Below are 17,498 nucleotides of genomic sequence, written 5' to 3'. Positions count from 1 at the left end.
CAAATTTATGAGAATACTATCATTATTGCTCTTAACTATTTTTATCGCAAGCGGATGCTGCAGCCAAAAAAAAGTAGATATGACATCAACTCAAATTGAATATTCTGCACAATCCAGAGGCTATTATAAAAGTATTGTGGCACAAAACAAAACGGTTTCTGTTACAAACGGACGTGACGCAGCGCCAGTACAAATCAATGTTGATGATGCTAAATGGAACGAAATTGTGACTGCATTTTCAAAAGTTAAACCAGAAAATCTTTCTTCCTTAAAAGCTCCTACCGATAAAAGAACATACGACGGGGCAGCGATTGGAAACTTAAAAATAACAAAAGACGGAAAGACCTACGAAACGCAAGGCTTCGATAATGGTTATCCGCCAAAAGAAATCGAAAAACTGGTAAATTTATTAGTTGATTTTGTGACCGAATAATTATGACAATAAAAGAAATTCAAAACGAAATAATTGACGAATTCTCAATGTTCGACGACTGGATGCAGCGTTACGAATACATTATTGAGTTAGGAAAAAGCCTTCCTTTAATTAAGGAAGAATACAAAACCGACGAGAATTTAATTAAGGGCTGTCAGTCTAAAGTTTGGCTGCAAGGCGAGCAAAAAGACGATAAAATTGTTTTCACCGCAGATAGTGATGCGATTTTAACAAAAGGTATTATCGCTATTTTAATTCGCGCTTTCTCCAATCAAAAAGCTTCAGATATCATAAACGCTGATACGCAATTTATTGACGAAATCGGATTAAAAGAACATTTATCTGCTACTCGTGCAAACGGTTTAGTTTCGATGATAAAAAACATCAAAATGTATGCTTTAGCTTTTGATGCTAAAAATAAAAATTAATTTTTTCTGCCACGAATTTCACCAATTACGCAAATTTTTTAAAAAATAATTAGTTCTTGAAATTCGTGTCAAAAGAAAAAACAAAAAACAAAAATGGAACAAGAAATAGACACAAACGAATTAGGAGAATCTATTGTAAGAATCCTTAAAGGAATTTACGATCCGGAGATTCCTGTAGATATTTATGAATTAGGATTGATTTACGACGTTATGGTAAATACCGATTACGAAGTAAAAATCTTAATGACACTTACTTCACCAAACTGCCCTGTTGCAGAAAGTCTTCCGAGGGAAGTAGAAGAAAAAGTAAAAACTATCGAACACATAAAAGATGTAGAGGTAGAAATCACTTTTGATCCACCTTGGAGCAAAGATTTAATGAGCGAAGAAGCAAAATTAGAATTAGGAATGCTTTAATAATAATTGTTTCAGGTTTAAAGTTTCAGGTTACACGTTCCAACAACTTGAAACTTTAAACTTTAAACCTGAAACCATTTTTCAAATGGAAGAAATCGTTAACAAAGTTGCCAACAGTGCATTAGAAGTATTTGATCTTGAGGATTATTATCCGAAAGGAATACGAACGCAGATTGACATTTCGCAATGGCTTTTAGAAGGTTTTCTTTTGAAGGAAAAAGACTTTAGAGAGCATCTTAAAAATCACGATTGGTCACAATATCAGGATCATTATGTAGCGGTGCATTGCAGTACCGATGCTATTATTCCTGCCTGGGCATTAATTTTAGTTAGTGTTCATCTGGCGCCTTTTGCCAAAAAAGTAGTCAATGGAACAATCGAAGACCTCGACGCAAGTCTTTACGAAGAAATTTTAAGTAAAATTGATTTTTCTGTTTATCAGGACAAACCGGTAATTGTAAAAGGATGTTCCAGAAAACCTGTTCCTATGCGGGCTTATATTTTAGCTGCAAATAACCTTCAGGTATTTGCAAGAAGTATTATGTACGGCGAAGCCTGTTCGGCAGTACCACTATACAAACAATCTAAGAAATAACTTTCAATTACATGTTGTTAACACTCCACTTTCAATTGGTTTTTAGTATATTTGATAATACACTAAAATTAAATAACCATGAAAAAGCTGGCGTTCTTACTATGCATAGTGGCGAACTTTACTTTTGTTCAGGCACAAAACTCAGAAAAAGAATTAATTCAGAATACCGAAAAAGCGGTTAAAAAAATAAACGATACAATTGAAGGCGAAGGCTGGAAAAGCAAAGGAAATTTTTCTTTATTATTAAACCAGTCCAGCTTTAACAATTGGATTGCCGGTGGAGAAGACAGTTTTTCAGGAACACTGGGAATCAATTACGATCTGAATTATAAAAAAGACGATGTAACTTGGGATAATAAAATCCTTGCATCATACGGTTTGCTTCAGACTAAAAATGCCGATTTCGAGAAAAAAACCGATGACCGCTTTGAGATCAATTCTATTGTTGGAAAAAAAGCTTTCGGGCAATGGTATTACTCTTATTTCCTCAACTTTAGAACCCAGTTTACAACCGGATATATCTATGGTCAGGACGCAAATGGCAAAGAAATCAGAACCGAAAACACCAAATTTCTTTCTCCCGGATATCTCACAACAGGTCCCGGTCTTTATTGGACAAAAGATTCTAATTTAAAAATCAACTTTGCACCTTTAACATCAAAATTTACATTTGTAGACAGCGCGTACACCTCTGGGATTGATTATGTAGATGGTAATTATTTCGGAGTAGATGCTAATAAAAGCATGCGTTACGAACTGGGTTTTTACGCTTCTCTTTATTACAAACTTGCTATTATGACCAACGTAACTGCAGAAAACACCTTAAACCTATATTCTAATTACTTAGAAGACCCGCAAAATGTCGATATGGATTATTCGCTGAATATTATTATGAAAGTCAACAAATACCTTTCGGCAAACTTTTCATTTCAGGCAATTTATGATGACAATGCTTTCCGCGGATTCCAAACCAGACAGGTTTTTGGTCTTGGGGTAAACTTCGGATTTTAATAATCATTACACAAGACATTTTATAAAACATTGTCCCGATTCGGGATAGCTGGATTCAACAATTCAATTATTAAAAATTTAGAAAATCACGATAAAAAAAAACGGCTTTTGATAATTCAAAAGCCGTTTCTATTTATTACTCTTCCTTCTCTACTGCATCCTTATAATCCGGATACAAAAATTTGTTATAAGGAAAACGTGTAATATGAATTTGTCTTACAGCCTCATAAACAACTTCTCTAAATTCTTCAAAATTTTCTTTATTGCTTGCCGAAATGAACAATGCTTTGTCTTCGCCAACATTACTCATCCAGGTTTGTTTCCATTCACCTAAAGAATAGTGTTTTCGTGTTCTTTCGGTAATCAAATCATCTTCATCGATTGTCAGGTGTTTGTAAGCATCGATTTTATTAAAAACCATTATTGTTGGTTTATCGTTACTTTTAATTTCCAGCAAAGTTTTGTTTACAGATTCAATATGATCTTCAAAATCAGCATGCGAAATATCTACTACATGAAGCAATAAATCGGCTTCGCGAACCTCATCCAGTGTACTTTTAAAAGAATCAACCAATTGTGTCGGCAGTTTTCTAATAAATCCTACCGTATCAGAAAGTAAAAACGGAAGGTTTTTAATGACTACTTTTCGAACCGTTGTATCTAAGGTAGCGAACAATTTATTCTCCACAAAAACATCACTTTTACCAATTGCGTTCATCAAAGTCGATTTCCCAACGTTGGTATATCCAACCAAAGCAACACGAACCATCGCGCCACGATTACTGCGCTGGATACTCATTTGCTTGTCAATCGTTTTGATTTTCTCTTTCAATAATGAAATTCGGTCACGTACAATACGTCTGTCGGTCTCGATCTCCGTTTCTCCGGGACCACGCATACCGATACCCCCTTTTTGTCGCTCAAGGTGTGTCCATAAACCGGAAAGTCTTGGTAATAAGTAAATACATTGTGCCAATTCTACCTGCGTTCGTGCATAAGATGTTTCGGCTCTTTGCGCAAAAATATCCAGAATCAGATTCGTTCTGTCCAAAATTTTACAATCTATAATTTTTGAAATATTTTTTTGCTGTGAAGGCGTCAACTCATCATCAAAAATTACAGTCGATATTTTGTTCTCGACAACAAAAAGATTGATTTCCTCAATTTTACCAGTTCCCACAAAAGTCTTGGGATTTGGGCGTTCCATTTTTTGCGAAAAGCGTTTTATAACTTCACCTCCCGCGGTAAAAGTCAAAAACTCCAATTCGTCCAGGTATTCATTTAATTTTTCTTCACTTTGATTTTGAGTAACAATACCAACAATAACTGTTCTCTCAAAATTTATAACTTCTTTTTCTAACATAGTCTTGAATAAGCTGCAAATTTAATCATTTGTACGCTACAATTACTTATACAATTTAGTTTTTAAATTTATATATAATAGATTTCTTTATAAAAAAAATGGAATTCTGTCGAGACAAACTCAACAAAATTCCATTCTGAATGATCTAATTATGAAATGTTTATTCGTAAATAAACGTTTTTTCTGTTTTTACAATTCCGTTCTCTTCTATTTGGGAACAAGAAATCGGATAGTTCAGTTTATTGTATTTGTATTTTCTGCTCACTGCCACTAAAGCTGTCGACGAAGGGCTGAAATTCATTTCGTTATTGTAGGAGATAGTTTCAAAACTAAATTCATCTTCGTGATATGAAATCATGGGTACAATTACTTTATAGTTATCACCAAACAAATTCTGAACAATTAATTGCTCAACCGATTTTTTATCATCATAGGTATAGGTTTTTGAAATTTTATCTCCAACCAGTCCCTTATGTTTCGAAACATTATCGTTTACATAAACATATTCTAATTTTCCAACAATTGCCTTGTTTCTGTCACGTGTCGTACGTCTCACAATGAGGCCATTTTCAACTAAGTATTCAATATCATCCACAATATTCTGATGATTTGTACTTTTCTTCGTTATTGCTTTTATCCTGGCACCTTCATAAGAAAAAGTCACCGTTTTTGTAATGTAATCGTTACCCTCGTGGTATTTATTTACAAACTTTATAATGTTATTATCAGCATCATAAGTATAATTGATCACTTCCTTCCAATCACTTCCAATCTTTTCCTTCACAGTCATATCCAATAATCCGTTTTTATTGTAGAAGAATTTTTGAATAACATCTGAAGTTGTAATGGTCTGGATTTTTCCGTCGGCAAATACAATTGCTTTATTTACAATTTCACCATCTTTATAATTTTGGTAATTTGTTTTTACAATATTAATCTGCTTTAATTTTACTGGAGCGTCCTGACTGTGCAACAAACATGGGAAAACCATCATTAAGATGGCTAATAAGTAGATTTTTTTCATGGTATTTGTATCGATTTGGGATGACCAAAATACAAAATTCAATTAAATTTTAAGAGTTTGAAATACAAAAACTACAATTTTTTAAATAATAATCTAAAAATCAACCTCTTAATTTAACATTTAAAAATTACATCTTATTTCTCACCAAAAATCTTAATATCATCAACCATAAAAGCGCCGTTCAAAGTCTTATCTTTTCCAGAACCCACATATCTGAACCCTATATTAATATTTCCTGAATAAGCTGATAAATCTATTCCGCCAGAACTAATAAATTCGCGGACTGGTGTAGAAATTGTCGGAACTTTAGCTTCTACTTTTGTCCATTTTGCTTTTGTAACACTAGAACCATCAAAATTGGCAGAAACATAAACTTCTAAAGTATTTAACGGTGAATCGATTTTTAAATCATGTTGCGCACTTCTAAAAGAAAGTACTGCGTTTTTATAACCTGACAAATTAATTTTAGGGGAAACAATCCAGGCTACATTTTCTGCTGCTGTTGTACTGGTGGTATTAAATTCAGCATATCCGTTTCCGGAGTACACCATGCTTTTCCATAATTTTGAAGCTTTTTCTACGATGTTGCTCCAACCTGGTAATGCAAAGTTCACATTGTTTTTAACCGATTGAAAATCTTCAGAAAAAAATGGCGTATTTCTTTTTCCATTCATTATAATATCATTTTCAGCACGAACCATCAACTGATAATCAGAACCAAACTTCGTTAAAATTCCCCTTACTGTTCCGCTTCCTTCCGGTACAAAATGATCGGCAAATTTCGCGTAAGCACTGGTTCTAAAAATAATCTGATTTCCAGTTTTATCCCTAAGATTCCAGTTGGTAGATCCTCCAACATTATTCGATTCTTCAAAATAATGACGCCCTAACGCAGATTCGGAAAATTCGACATCGTTTAGTTCAATTAAAGTATTTAATTTTGAATCTGACACCGCTTCCTCTATGGAAAGTGATTCTACTAATCTGTTTTCCTCTATAATGGTACAGGAAGCATTGAGAACATTTCTAAAATCATTTTGCGAAATTCTGCCAATAGTAGGATCGCCGGAATTACTAACATAGAGACTTCCAATTCGCAATCCTCCGTAATACAAATCTGTAAATTGATTTTTAAGCTTTACATATACTTTGTTTCCTACACGATAATCAATATAAGTATTGGTTGCATCAACTGAAACGCTAAATCCAATTGACGGAATTCCATTTGAAGCTAATGTCTGCAAAGAAATGGTTTTGAAAAAATTACCGCCCTCGTCACTTGATATTACGTAAGCTTCCATTACATCATCATATAAATATTGTTTTGCAGTGGTACCAGAAAGCTCGTAAACTTTCTCTACTGTTTTATTGACCGTAAGATCGGGTTGTGTACAGGATAATTTTGGAGTTTCAATTTCCGTACTGCAGCTAAATAATAATATTGTGAAAAGTGTAAATAATTTTTTCATGAGAAAATAATTTCAGTTTATAATCCGATAGTAAGATTTAAAAAATAAGTGCGTCCGTAGCCATAATAATATTTGGGGCCAAAAGAAGGGGTTCCGCTGGAAACATCCTGATTTAACGCTCTGAAGTTTGCATTTCTGGCTTGCTCAAAACCACCAGTCTTATAAAGCAGATCCAGCACATTGTTGACGCTTGCAAAAAGCCCGATATATTTTTTTCGAATTCGCCACGATTTTCCACTACTAACATTTAGCAATGTGATAGGATTGAATTTTTCCTGCTTCAATAATTCATTTCCACGGTCGGCCGTAGCTTCAGGAAATGGAAAACCATTTGCCGGATTGATATAAAATTGAGAAGTTCTGGAAATTGGAGATACATCAATGTAACTTTCTGCTAAATAATTAAGATTGGCTGCCAGCCACCAAAATTTAGGATCGCGATATTCCAGACCAAATGAAAATGCTTGTTGTGGAGTTCCGGGTTGTTTGTAATTTTTTAAATAAGCAGGTCCAAAGTCAAAAATTGTTTTAAGATTATCTTTTGCCCTATTGGCGTCATTGGTAATGATTACATTTGGATTGCTGCTGTAAACATATTTCCCAAAAGCAGCAGATAAAGTGCTTTTAAGTGTGGAGGAAAACTGATATTCAAGACTTAATTCTGTTCCAATATTTTTCTTGTCTAATTTTGTCAAAGTCTGAGTGACAAAAGCATCTGTCGCATCATAACCTGCGCCATTATCAAAAATCCCTTCGGCGTAGAAAAAAGATGTTTTTGAAGCGTTTTTAATAATTGAATAATAAGCTGTTAAACGCAATTTCAATTTGGGAGAACGATACATATAATTGGCATCGGCACTACTGATATTTTCACTTTCAATTCCATCAACAACAGAATTGTTTAAACGCGAATTTGAAAAAGCATTTCGCAATGAAGGTGCCCGCGTAAGATGTGCCGCATTCAAAAACAGTAACTGCTTTCCTGATATTTTATAAGTAAAGCCTCCTTTAAAACCAAAATTTTCAAATTTTAATTTTTCGCTTTTCCCTAAAGAAGTTGTTGGATAAAGTCCGTTTTGGTATAAACCTTCCCTTTGATAATCTGACATTGAATAAGACTGCGCCAGAAAGAATTCTGTTTTATTATAAGTAAATTTAAACTGTGTAAAGACTTCTGCTGTCTGAGCCAAAAGATTATAATTATATCCATAAGCATCGCCTTTTCCAACTTTACGATTTGGGTTCTGCAAGTCGGATTGCGATAAATTTCCTTTGTAAAAGGGATCTACATCTTCAAAATATTCTCCGCCAAGAAGATCCAGTAAATATTGAAAATTATGCGATTTTAATTTTTTAAAAGTAAATCCCGTATCAAAAGAAATATTCGGCGTTATCAGCGTATTTAAATTGGAGTTTACAGCAAAAGTGTGGTCATCGGTTCTGTCTTCATAAAGTACATAATGACTTTGAGAAGGTATATACCCTTTTTCTGCCGGTTTTTGATTGGCCAAATACAAGGCATCCCAATTAATCTGGTGATTGGCAAATAATGCGATTTTACTTTTTTCTGCGTTTTCATAATCGGGCGTAAATTCACCTGAAAATTCCCCGTGATCTTTTGCGTACAGGGAACTAAAATAACTGGGCATGTTTTTATAATAAACCGGATCGGGACTGTCTGCATTTTGATAATCTAAATTGCTGTTGCCCACTTTTCCGAATTGATACATTACGCCAGAAGTGAGATTGGTTTTATCATCAATTTTAAAATAATGATTCAGCATCAGCAGCGGCTCTTGTACATTTTTTATTCTTGCGTTTCTTTTTTCACCGCTTTGAAATCCCCAATACGAATTGTATTTTTCTCCCAACAAACGGGTTACTTCCTTTGTATTCGCAGAATTTTTACCACGTGAATTCGGCGTATAAAATCCGGTGAAATTCAGTGAATGTTTGTTGCTTAATTTCTTTTCAACACTAAGAAAAAAAGAATCTGCATTAAAATTGGTTCCTTCAAAATAGCCTTCTTCGGCCCAGCGTTTTCCCGCAGAGATTACGTATGCCCAGCCTGAAGTATTCATGCCCGAAGCATACGTTGCAATTGCCCTCAATGAATAAGTTGTATTGCTTCCCGAAAATGTAAGTGATGTTCCTTTTCGGTACAAGGATGCGCGGGTGTAGATTTGCTGTGTTCCTAAAATTCCTCCGAAAGTATAATTGGACGGCGCAGCTCCTATAGAAAATTCCTGATTGCGAAGGACATTATTTAATCCGCCCCAATTACTCCATTGCGGGCGTCCGTCATAAATTTTATTCATCGACATTCCGTTGAGCATCATGATTCCGTTTTCGCTGTCTAATCCGCGAACACGAAATCGTGCCTGTCCCCAACTAAACGCCGATGCCTGCATAAAAGGATCTTTGGAAGATTGCAGAAGTCCAGAAGTCATTTCGGAAGAACTATTATCTTCTGTAAAATCATTGTCTGATAAAGTGATCAGTGCAGCCGGAACTTCGTCTGAATAAGTATCCTCTAATTGTAAAATACCAAGATTGATATCTTTGCCCAAATCAGACTTGAATTTTAAAAGATAATCCTTGTATCCCTGACTTCTTAATAAAAGCAACTGCTCTTTTTGAGGGAAAATATGAAGCTCAAATTTCCCTGCCTTTGACGTGAGCTGCATCAAGGCTGTATTTTGTATCGTTACCACCACATTCTCCAGCGGATTCTGAGTTCGTGCATCCATAACAATTCCCGTAACCTTTATCTCCTGCTGTGCCGAGCCTATGTTGAAGAACCATACAATAAAAAAGACCGCGTATTTTTTTCTCATTTAAATCCAATTTACTTTGAAAACTAATCGTCGTATTCAAAAGATAAAATTGGTTTTTGGAAAGAGAGAATTAAGAAAACGAAACACTCTGTTTAAATTCAAATATAAAAGAAATTATTTAAAATAAACAAATTCTTACAAAATATTATAAGATTAGTTAATATGACAATCAAACTCTAATTTATGCTGTTCTTATTTTTGAAACCATAAAAGCAATTAAAACGCCAAAAATTCCGATAAAGGCAAACGAAAACTGAAGTCCGAAATTTTGTGCAATATGTCCAATTATCGGAGGTCCCATCAGAAAACCCAGGAAACTTACACTGGAAACGATTGTTAAAGCTTCGCCTGCCGGCACTGTCGGGTTTTTACCGGCAATACTATATACGGTAGGAACGATTGTTGCCACGCCCAAACCAACAAGCATAAAAGCAATAGTGCACGGAATAATATAAGGAAGAAAAACTGCAGTAAAAAGTCCGGCAGAAATCATGACCCCGCTGATCTGCATGACACGTTCGCGGCCAAATTTGTTGATTAATCCGTCGCCTAAGAATCTTCCGCTCGCCATCATAATCATAAAAGAAGTATAACCTAAAACCACCAAAGGTCCGGGTGCCTGTACAATATCTTTAAAATAAACCCCGCTCCAGTCGAACATCACCCCTTCGCTGGCCATACTGCAAAATCCAATTACTCCCAACCAAAGCAACGCCTTATCTGGTTTTACAAATAGCTTTTTTTCTTGTTTTGTTTTTATTTTTTCTTTGGCACGAATTAAAAATTTAAAATTAAGAGCCACCATTATTAGGACAATCCCGGCTACGATCATAAAATGATGCAACGGACTTAATTTTAAAGCCAGCATTCCTAAGCCAACTAAGGCTCCCGTAAATCCAGCGAAACTCCACATTCCGTGAAAAGAAGACATGATTGTTTTTTTAAACAAAACTTCGGTATAAACTCCCTGCGTATTTACAGCGATATTGGCTAAATTTCCGAAGACTCCAAACAAAAATAAACCCAGCGATAACTGCAAAACGGTAGATGCCAAACCTAAATTTATTAAACAGAAAACGTACATAATCAATGAAAAAATCAGGATGCGATGACTTCCAAATTTGGTTACCATTTTTCCGGAAAAAGGCATTACAATTAACTGCCCAACCGGAAGTGCAAAAAGTATAGAACCCAAATCGCCTTCTGTTAAATGCAGAGCCGTTTTGATATCCGGAATTCTGCTCGCCCAACTTGCAAAACTTAAACCCATTCCGAAATAAAACATCCCAACGGCAAAACGAATGCGATTTAAATAAGAAGCCTTTGCTTCTCTAAATACTTTCTTGATTTTTCCTTTAGTCTGAAAAAGCGATAACGGATTAAAATTTATCAGCATATTAAATTTTTATTGATATTTTCAAAAATACTAAAAACACTTTTTAAAGCACACAGCATCTTGTGTTATAAACAATTTACAACGTTATTGTTTATAATTTAAGGGCATCAAAAAAAGTGATTTCATCTTAATAAAATTACACATTTCGAATTTAGTTTTAAAATGAAAGTCCAAAAAAAAGACGCACTATTGTGCGCCTTTTATTAGTTTATACTTATTACTTTTTGCTGGGCGTTGCTCGCAATGGCAGCTTCTATAACCTGCATTACTTTTACACCTTCATCTGCTGTAACAGGTTCTTTTTTATCGTTTGTAATCGAATCGTAAACGCCATCAAAAAAACTAAAATAATTCCCCTGAAGTGTTGGAACTTTTTCTCTTACTATTTTTCCATCAATTTCGGTGTGTAAAAGACCTTGTAGATTTTCATCCTCTGTACCCCAGGATTCCCTGTTTGGTTTTTTTCCGACTTTTAAATCATCTTCCTGAACATCTCCGCGAGGTTTTAAGAAAGAACCTTTTTTTCCATGAATGGTATATGCCGGATGGGCTTCTCTCACAAAAAATCCGGCTTTAAGACGTACTCTGAAATTAGAATAAAACAAAGTCAAATCGATCCAGTCGTCTACAACAGAATTTTCACGTGTGACGCGAATGTCTCCAAAAACCGATTTCGGACAACCAAACAAACTTATTGCCTGATCAATGATATGCGGACCTAAATCTTTCAGCACTCCTGCACCGTTATTTGCGGTTTCTTTATGTGCCTTGGGGCTTAATACAGGATTATATCGGTCAAAATGAAATTCGGCTTCAACCAAATCTCCTAAAACGCCATCATCAATTATTTTTTTGATGGTTTTAAAATCACTGTCCCATCTTCTGTTTTGAAAAACAGCAAGTTTAACATTTTTTTCTTTTGCAATTGCAGCCAGCTCTTTGGCCTCTGCAACTGTAGTGGTAAAGGCCTTTTCTACAACGGCATGTTTTCCTGCCAAAAGTACTTTTTTTGCATATTCGTAATGCGTTCCCACAGGCGTGTTCACGATTACCAAATCAATGTTATCTTCTAATAAGTCGTCGATTGAAGCATAACTTTTTACATACGGATAATCTTCCTGAATTAGTTTTTTGCTTCTTTCCCACGAACCTAACAATTCAAATCCCTCATGAAGATCTAAAAACGGAGCGTGAAAAACTTTACCCGACATTCCGTATGATAATAGTGCTGTTTTAATTTTTTGCATTGGTTTGTGTTTTTTCAGCCACGAATTCACAAATTATAATTTTAAAATAATTCGTGAATTTGTGGCTAATAAATTTAAAGTTTAGCTCTTTCGTATTGTTTTGGCCATTGAATTTCTGACTCTAATTCTCTGGCAAAATCTAAAGGCAAATTCGGGTTTCTAAGTGATTCTCTGGCAAATAAAATTAAATCGGCCTGACCTTTATTTAGAATATCTTCGGCTTGTTCTGCTTCTGTAATTAATCCCACAGCGCCTGTTAAAATATCTGCTTCCTGTTTTACTTTTTCTGCAAACGGAACCTGATAACCCGGACCTAATGTTATTTTCTGATGCGAAACCAATCCGCCTGACGAAACATCGATTAAATCTACTCCTTTTTCTTTCAATATTTTAGAAAGCTGTACAGATTCTTCGGGATTCCATCCGTTTTCTGCCCAGTCGGTTGCCGAAATTCGAACAAATAAAGGAAGATCTGATGGCCATTCTGACTGAACAGCTTCGACAATTTCTAATGTGAAGCGTATCCTGTTTTCAAAACTTCCGCCGTATTCGTCTGTTCTGTCATTCGTTAAAGGCGATAAAAACTGATGCAGCAAATAACCGTGCGCGGCATGAATCTCTAAAACCTCATAGCCGGCTTCGACAACTCTTTTGGTTGCTGATTTAAAATCAGAAATCACTTTTTGAATTCCGTTTTGGTCTAAAGCTTCCGGAAGAAAAGGTTCATCATCATGATATGAAATGGCACTTGGGGCAACCGTTTGCCATCCGCCTTGAGCGAAATCCAACTTTTTATTGCCTTCCCATGGTGCCGAAACACTTGCTTTGCGTCCGGCATGCGCGAGCTGAATTCCTGGAATTGAATTCTGAGAAACTATAAACTGGTTGATTTGTCTTAATTTTTCGATATGTTCGTCTTTCCAGATTCCGAGATCTGAAGGGGAAATTCTGGCTTCCGGAGAAACGGCCGTTGCCTCCTGAATGATTAATCCTGCGCCGCCGGTTGCACGGCTTCCTAAATGCACCAGGTGCCAATCGTTTGCAAATCCGTCAACTGAAGAATATTGACACATTGGCGAAATGACGATTCTGTTTTTTAAAGTGATTTTTTTTATAGAAAGCGGAGCGAATAATTGAGATGCCATAAATGTAACTTTTAATGATGTTAGACTACTTATTACGTATAAAAGTCTTTGAAAAGTAAAGTTACGGCATCTTGTTAAAACTCGAAATCTAAATGTTTATTAATTAACAAACATTTAAAACCTTAAACACTATCTTGCGCTCTTATATTAAAATAGAAAACGCTACTTTTGTGCGTTAAATTACGAACTAAAATTTTAAAATGGATATAGTTATCAAACTCTCTCAATTTCTATTGAGTTTATCTTTACTTATTATTCTTCATGAATTAGGGCATTTTATCCCTGCAAAATTGTTTAAAACCAGAGTCGAAAAATTTTATTTATTTTTTGATGTTAAATATTCCCTTTTTAAAAAGAAAATTGGCGAAACAGAATACGGTATCGGATGGCTTCCGTTGGGAGGTTATGTGAAGATTTCCGGAATGATCGACGAAAGCATGGACAAAGACCAAATGGCTCTGCCTCCACAGCCTTGGGAATTTCGTACTAAACCGGCATGGCAGCGTTTAATTATCATGCTTGGCGGCGTTACAGTAAACTTTATTCTTGCTTTTATTATTTACATCGGAATGGCGTTTGCTTACGGTGATACTTATATTGCCAATTCTGATTTAAAAGATGGTGTGGCGATCGATAATCCCGCCATGGTTAAAGCCGGTTTTAAAACGGGTGACAAAATTGTTTCGATCGATGATAAAAAAGTAGAAAATTTTGATAGTGATATGAATATGAATATCATTATGGCTAAAGAAGTTTTGGTTGAAAGAAACGGACAAACGCAAACGATTAAAATGCCAACTGATTTTGTAGATCAGCTTTCTAAAACAGAAAAAGGAATGCTTGTTGGTATTCGTTATCCTTTTGCCATTGGAAAAGTAGCTGAAGAATCTCCAAATCAAAACCTAAAACCAAAAGATCTGATTCTTTCCCTTAACGGACAAAAAATTAAATATTTTGATGAAGCAAAATCTATTTTAGAAGCCAATAAAGGAAAGGCTATTTCTGCTGTTGTTTTGCGTGACTTAAAAGAAACTCCGATTAATTTAAAAGTGAGCAAAGACGGCAAACTGGGTGTTGTTGCCGGAGGTTTAGACATGAAGTCTCTCGAAAAGTTAGGCTATTATAAAATTAGTAAAAAAGAATATGGTTTCTTCGAATCTATTCCGGTTGGTCTTGAAAAAGGAAAAGATCAATTGGTTGGTTACGGAAAACAATTGAAAATGATTTTTAATCCGGAAACAAAAGCATACAAACAAGTGGGTGGTTTTGCGGCTATTTTCAATATTTTTCCTACTTCATGGAGTTGGGAAGCATTCTGGACAATTACCGCTTTGTTATCGATTATGCTTGGAGTTATGAATTTATTGCCAATTCCTGCTCTTGATGGCGGACATGTTATGTTTTTATTGTACGAAATAATTAGTGGCAAAAAACCGAGTGATAAATTCTTAGAGAACGCACAAATGGTTGGTTTTGTATTACTTATTACACTATTAGTATTTGCTAACGGAAACGATATTTACAAAGCGATTGTCGGCAAGTAAAAATATTTAATAAAAAGAGTTAAAATATTTTTGAGAAACTAAAAATTCGATTATATTTGCACTCGCTAAAAAGAACAGCAACTTCCTCCTTAGCTCAGTTGGTTAGAGCATCTGACTGTTAATCAGAGGGTCCTTGGTTCGAGCCCAAGAGGGGGAGCAACTTTTTAGCAAACATATTTACCTTTAAGGTGATTCCTCCTTAGCTCAGTTGGTTAGAGCATCTGACTGTTAATCAGAGGGTCCTTGGTTCGAGCCCAAGAGGGGGAGCTTATTAAATACCACTTACAAATTGTAAGTGGTATTTTTTTTTGACTATTAATCAGAGCCCCGAAAGCTTTCGGGTTGGTTCGAGCCCAAGAGGGGAAGCAACTTTTTAGCAAACATATTTACCTTTAAGGTGATTCCTCCTTAGCTCAGTTGGTTAGAGCATCTGACTGTTAATCAGAGCCCCGAAAGCTTTCGGGGTTGGTTCGAGCCTAACAGGGGAGCAACTTTTTAGCAAACATATTTACCTTTAAGGTGATTCCTCCTTAGCTCAGTTGGTAGAGCATCTGACTGTTAATCAGAGCCCCGAAAGCTTTCGGGGTTGGTTCGAGCCCAAGAGGGAGCTTATTAAATACCACTTTACAAATTGTACTTGGCGTTTTTTTGCCTATTAATCAGAGCCCAGAAAAACAAGAGTGTGAGTTAAAAAAGATCAAGTCATATAAATGATTTTTCTTCATGCTATGAATCATATTGTTTACATTTTACATTCTAAAAAACTTAATCGATATTATATTGGGTATACATCTAATTTGGATTTAAGATTAGAATTTCATAGAAATGCGCCCCAGAACAAATTCACTGCAAATGCAAATGATTGGACTTTGTTCTTTAATTTTAAGTGTAACAGTAAAACGCAGGCTCTGTTTGTAGAGAAACACATTAAAAATATGAAGAGTAAAAAATACATTGAAAATTTAATTGTATATCCAGAAATAATAGACAAACTTCTTACGAAATATAAACCTGACTGTTAATCAGAGCCCCAAAAGCTTTCGGGGTTGGTTCGAGCCCAAGATGGGGAGCTTATTAAATACTACTTACAAATTGCAACTGGTATTTTTTTTACATAACGTTTTCAAATACAAACGAACGAATTCAATTTGCTTTAAACCAATGAAAAAAGCAATATCTTCTGTTAAAAAACTTTGGAATTTAGCCTTCTTTAAATTTTAATATCTCTGCATTCAATAAAGTTTGATTTATTTTAGAAAATGAGGTTTCAATACAAAAAAGCGCCGTAATCCAAGATCACGGCGCTTTCCTATTTCAAAAAGTCTAATAAATTAAACCCCTAATTTCTTAGCAATCTCAGTTGGAATTCCTCCTTTGTTTACTAATAAAGCAGTAGTTTTATATTTTACGAAATTCTTAGTTACAAACAAGAAACCTTTGTAGTCGTTTGTTTCTCCCCAGGAATTTTTTACGATGTAGTATTCTTTTCCGGTTTGGTCTTTTGCTAAACCAATAATGTGCATTCCGTGGTCGTCTGTTGTGGTGTAGTTATCAAACGCCGCCTGACGCATTTCCGGAGTGATTTCCGGTTCTGCTTTAGGTCCGTTAAACATATCTGCTTTTTCTTCAGCCGTCATGTCATCGAATTTTTTAGTAGCTACATAAGCTACACCATTTTTCCAGCTGAAAGATTTCTCACTCACATCTGTTGCCCAGGCTACAGTGTATCCTTTTTTCAGGGCATTGTCGATAACGTCTGTCATATCGTTTACTTTTACGTTGTAAACCTGATCCAAAGACCAGTTGTCCGGCACCATCATTGTCGTTTTTTGGTAATAAGGCGCATTGGTAAAAGAGGACATTTCTACATACTCGTCAGGATTAATTCCTACCACTTCTTTAGCAAAAGTTTGCGGCGTGTAGCTTTTTCCTTTGTAATTGAAATTTTGAGGTGCCTGCCCTAAATAAGAATCGATCATTGCTGCGTAGGCTTTTTTCCAAGTTGGTGTCAATTCTCCATTCGGGTTTTTTACAACTGCCGTTAGGAATCCTTCGATTAAGGCACCCATTTCGGCAAATTTATTTTTGTCTGTTCCGTAGTTTAAACCTGTGTAAACTTCTCTGGGTACAGTTCCGTATTTTTTGTACATATTAATTACGTCGTGCAAAGCTCCACCATCTCCAAGCGAAATTGCTCCGTGCATGCGAACGTAGTTTTCTCCTTTGTCAACATATACATTTCTTGCAGAATAAATTTGAGACAACTCAACCGGCTGTTTTCCTAAACGAATCATTTCTGATTCTAAAAAAGAGTTTGTTGAGTAACTCCAGCACGTTCCCGAAGATCCCTGAGATTTTACTGATGTTGTTCCTAAATTGATTACTTCTGTAAATTTGAAGTTCTCTTTACTTTTGTCGCTTGCGTTTAGCTTTAGTGAATTTACTAAAACATCCTGCGCAAAACAGCCTGCAGTTCCAGCCAAAAATACTGATGCTGCAAACACTGATCTGAATGAAAATGTATTCATAAGTTAGGTTTAAGATTTATAAAAATTAGTCTCTTATGTTTCTAATTTGTTACAAAACAAT

Annotated in this window: 15 protein-coding genes and 3 tRNA genes; 10 read left to right on the top strand and 8 right to left on the bottom strand. The window is 35.3% G+C overall.

The features are described from left to right. Positions 1-7: 7 nt before the first annotated feature. The 5 genes from ABEB31_RS10710 to ABEB31_RS10690 all read left to right on the top strand — a co-directional run bounded on the left by ABEB31_RS10710 (position 8) and on the right by ABEB31_RS10690 (position 2,884). Positions 8-433, top strand: a complete 426-nt coding sequence (locus ABEB31_RS10710; RefSeq protein WP_347051629.1) for a hypothetical protein — start codon at positions 8-10, stop codon at positions 431-433. A gap of 2 nt (positions 434-435) precedes the next feature. Continuing rightward, positions 436-861 carry a SufE family protein gene (locus ABEB31_RS10705; protein ID WP_347051628.1) on the top strand — a complete coding sequence of 142 codons (426 nt, stop codon included), beginning with the start codon at positions 436-438 and terminating at the stop codon, positions 859-861. 93 nt (positions 862-954) lie between these two features. Then, complete coding sequence (locus tag ABEB31_RS10700) at positions 955-1,278, top strand: SUF system Fe-S cluster assembly protein (RefSeq protein ID WP_025570977.1); 324 nt, start codon at positions 955-957, stop codon at positions 1,276-1,278. An 85-nt stretch (positions 1,279-1,363) separates the two neighbouring features. Further along, complete coding sequence (locus tag ABEB31_RS10695; protein WP_347051627.1) at positions 1,364-1,873, top strand: DUF2480 family protein; 510 nt, start codon at positions 1,364-1,366, stop codon at positions 1,871-1,873. Positions 1,874-1,951: 78 nt separating this feature from the next. Next, positions 1,952-2,884, top strand: coding sequence for a DUF3078 domain-containing protein (locus ABEB31_RS10690; protein WP_347051626.1), 933 nt, complete (start codon positions 1,952-1,954; stop codon positions 2,882-2,884). Between the two features lie 136 nt (positions 2,885-3,020). Here ABEB31_RS10690 and hflX read toward each other — a convergent pair whose 3' ends face one another. From hflX to ABEB31_RS10655, 7 genes are all read right to left on the bottom strand, one after another. Further along, the gene (gene hflX, locus ABEB31_RS10685) at positions 3,021-4,247 is read right to left on the bottom strand and encodes a GTPase HflX (RefSeq protein WP_347051625.1); all 1,227 of its coding nucleotides are present in this window, start codon (positions 4,245-4,247) and stop codon (positions 3,021-3,023) included. Between the two features lie 160 nt (positions 4,248-4,407). Continuing rightward, positions 4,408-5,271 carry a hypothetical protein gene (locus ABEB31_RS10680; RefSeq protein ID WP_347051624.1) on the bottom strand — a complete coding sequence of 288 codons (864 nt, stop codon included), beginning with the start codon at positions 5,269-5,271 and terminating at the stop codon, positions 4,408-4,410. Positions 5,272-5,405: 134 nt separating this feature from the next. Further along, the gene (locus ABEB31_RS10675) at positions 5,406-6,740 is read right to left on the bottom strand and encodes a DUF5689 domain-containing protein (RefSeq protein ID WP_347051622.1); all 1,335 of its coding nucleotides are present in this window, start codon (positions 6,738-6,740) and stop codon (positions 5,406-5,408) included. A gap of 17 nt (positions 6,741-6,757) precedes the next feature. Beyond that, positions 6,758-9,577, bottom strand: a complete 2,820-nt coding sequence (locus ABEB31_RS10670) for a carboxypeptidase-like regulatory domain-containing protein (RefSeq protein ID WP_347051621.1) — start codon at positions 9,575-9,577, stop codon at positions 6,758-6,760. A 181-nt stretch (positions 9,578-9,758) separates the two neighbouring features. Further along, positions 9,759-10,973: an MFS transporter gene (locus tag ABEB31_RS10665; RefSeq protein WP_347051620.1), complete on the bottom strand. Its 1,215-nt coding sequence runs from the start codon at positions 10,971-10,973 to the stop codon at positions 9,759-9,761. A gap of 203 nt (positions 10,974-11,176) precedes the next feature. Next, entirely contained in the window at positions 11,177-12,220 is a 1,044-nt protein-coding gene (locus tag ABEB31_RS10660; RefSeq protein ID WP_347051619.1) for a Gfo/Idh/MocA family oxidoreductase, read from the bottom strand. 74 nt (positions 12,221-12,294) lie between these two features. Continuing rightward, positions 12,295-13,365, bottom strand: coding sequence for an NADH:flavin oxidoreductase/NADH oxidase (locus tag ABEB31_RS10655; protein WP_347051618.1), 1,071 nt, complete (start codon positions 13,363-13,365; stop codon positions 12,295-12,297). Positions 13,366-13,565: 200 nt separating this feature from the next. Between ABEB31_RS10655 and rseP the strand changes: the two genes are divergently transcribed. The 5 genes from rseP to ABEB31_RS10630 all read left to right on the top strand — a co-directional run bounded on the left by rseP (position 13,566) and on the right by ABEB31_RS10630 (position 15,931). Then, complete coding sequence (gene rseP / locus ABEB31_RS10650; protein WP_347051617.1) at positions 13,566-14,909, top strand: RIP metalloprotease RseP; 1,344 nt, start codon at positions 13,566-13,568, stop codon at positions 14,907-14,909. An 83-nt stretch (positions 14,910-14,992) separates the two neighbouring features. After that, a tRNA-Asn gene (locus ABEB31_RS10645) sits at positions 14,993-15,066 on the top strand. Positions 15,067-15,102: 36 nt separating this feature from the next. Beyond that, positions 15,103-15,176: transfer RNA gene (locus ABEB31_RS10640), tRNA-Asn, on the top strand. 140 nt (positions 15,177-15,316) lie between these two features. Further along, positions 15,317-15,396: transfer RNA gene (locus ABEB31_RS10635), tRNA-Asn, on the top strand. 223 nt (positions 15,397-15,619) lie between these two features. Then, positions 15,620-15,931: a GIY-YIG nuclease family protein gene (locus ABEB31_RS10630; protein WP_347051616.1), complete on the top strand. Its 312-nt coding sequence runs from the start codon at positions 15,620-15,622 to the stop codon at positions 15,929-15,931. A 309-nt stretch (positions 15,932-16,240) separates the two neighbouring features. Here the strand turns inward: ABEB31_RS10630 and ABEB31_RS10625 are convergent, their stop codons facing one another. After that, on the bottom strand, positions 16,241-17,437 hold the full coding sequence (locus tag ABEB31_RS10625; protein WP_347051615.1) for a C1 family peptidase: 1,197 nt from the start codon (positions 17,435-17,437) through the stop codon (positions 16,241-16,243). Between the last annotated feature and the right edge of the window lie 61 nt (positions 17,438-17,498).

Source organism: Flavobacterium olei (assembly GCF_039749035.1).
GTDB lineage: Bacteria > Bacteroidota > Bacteroidia > Flavobacteriales > Flavobacteriaceae > Flavobacterium > Flavobacterium olei.
Note: the sequence above shows the minus strand (reverse complement) of the source record. Positions and strands in the feature narration are given on the sequence as shown.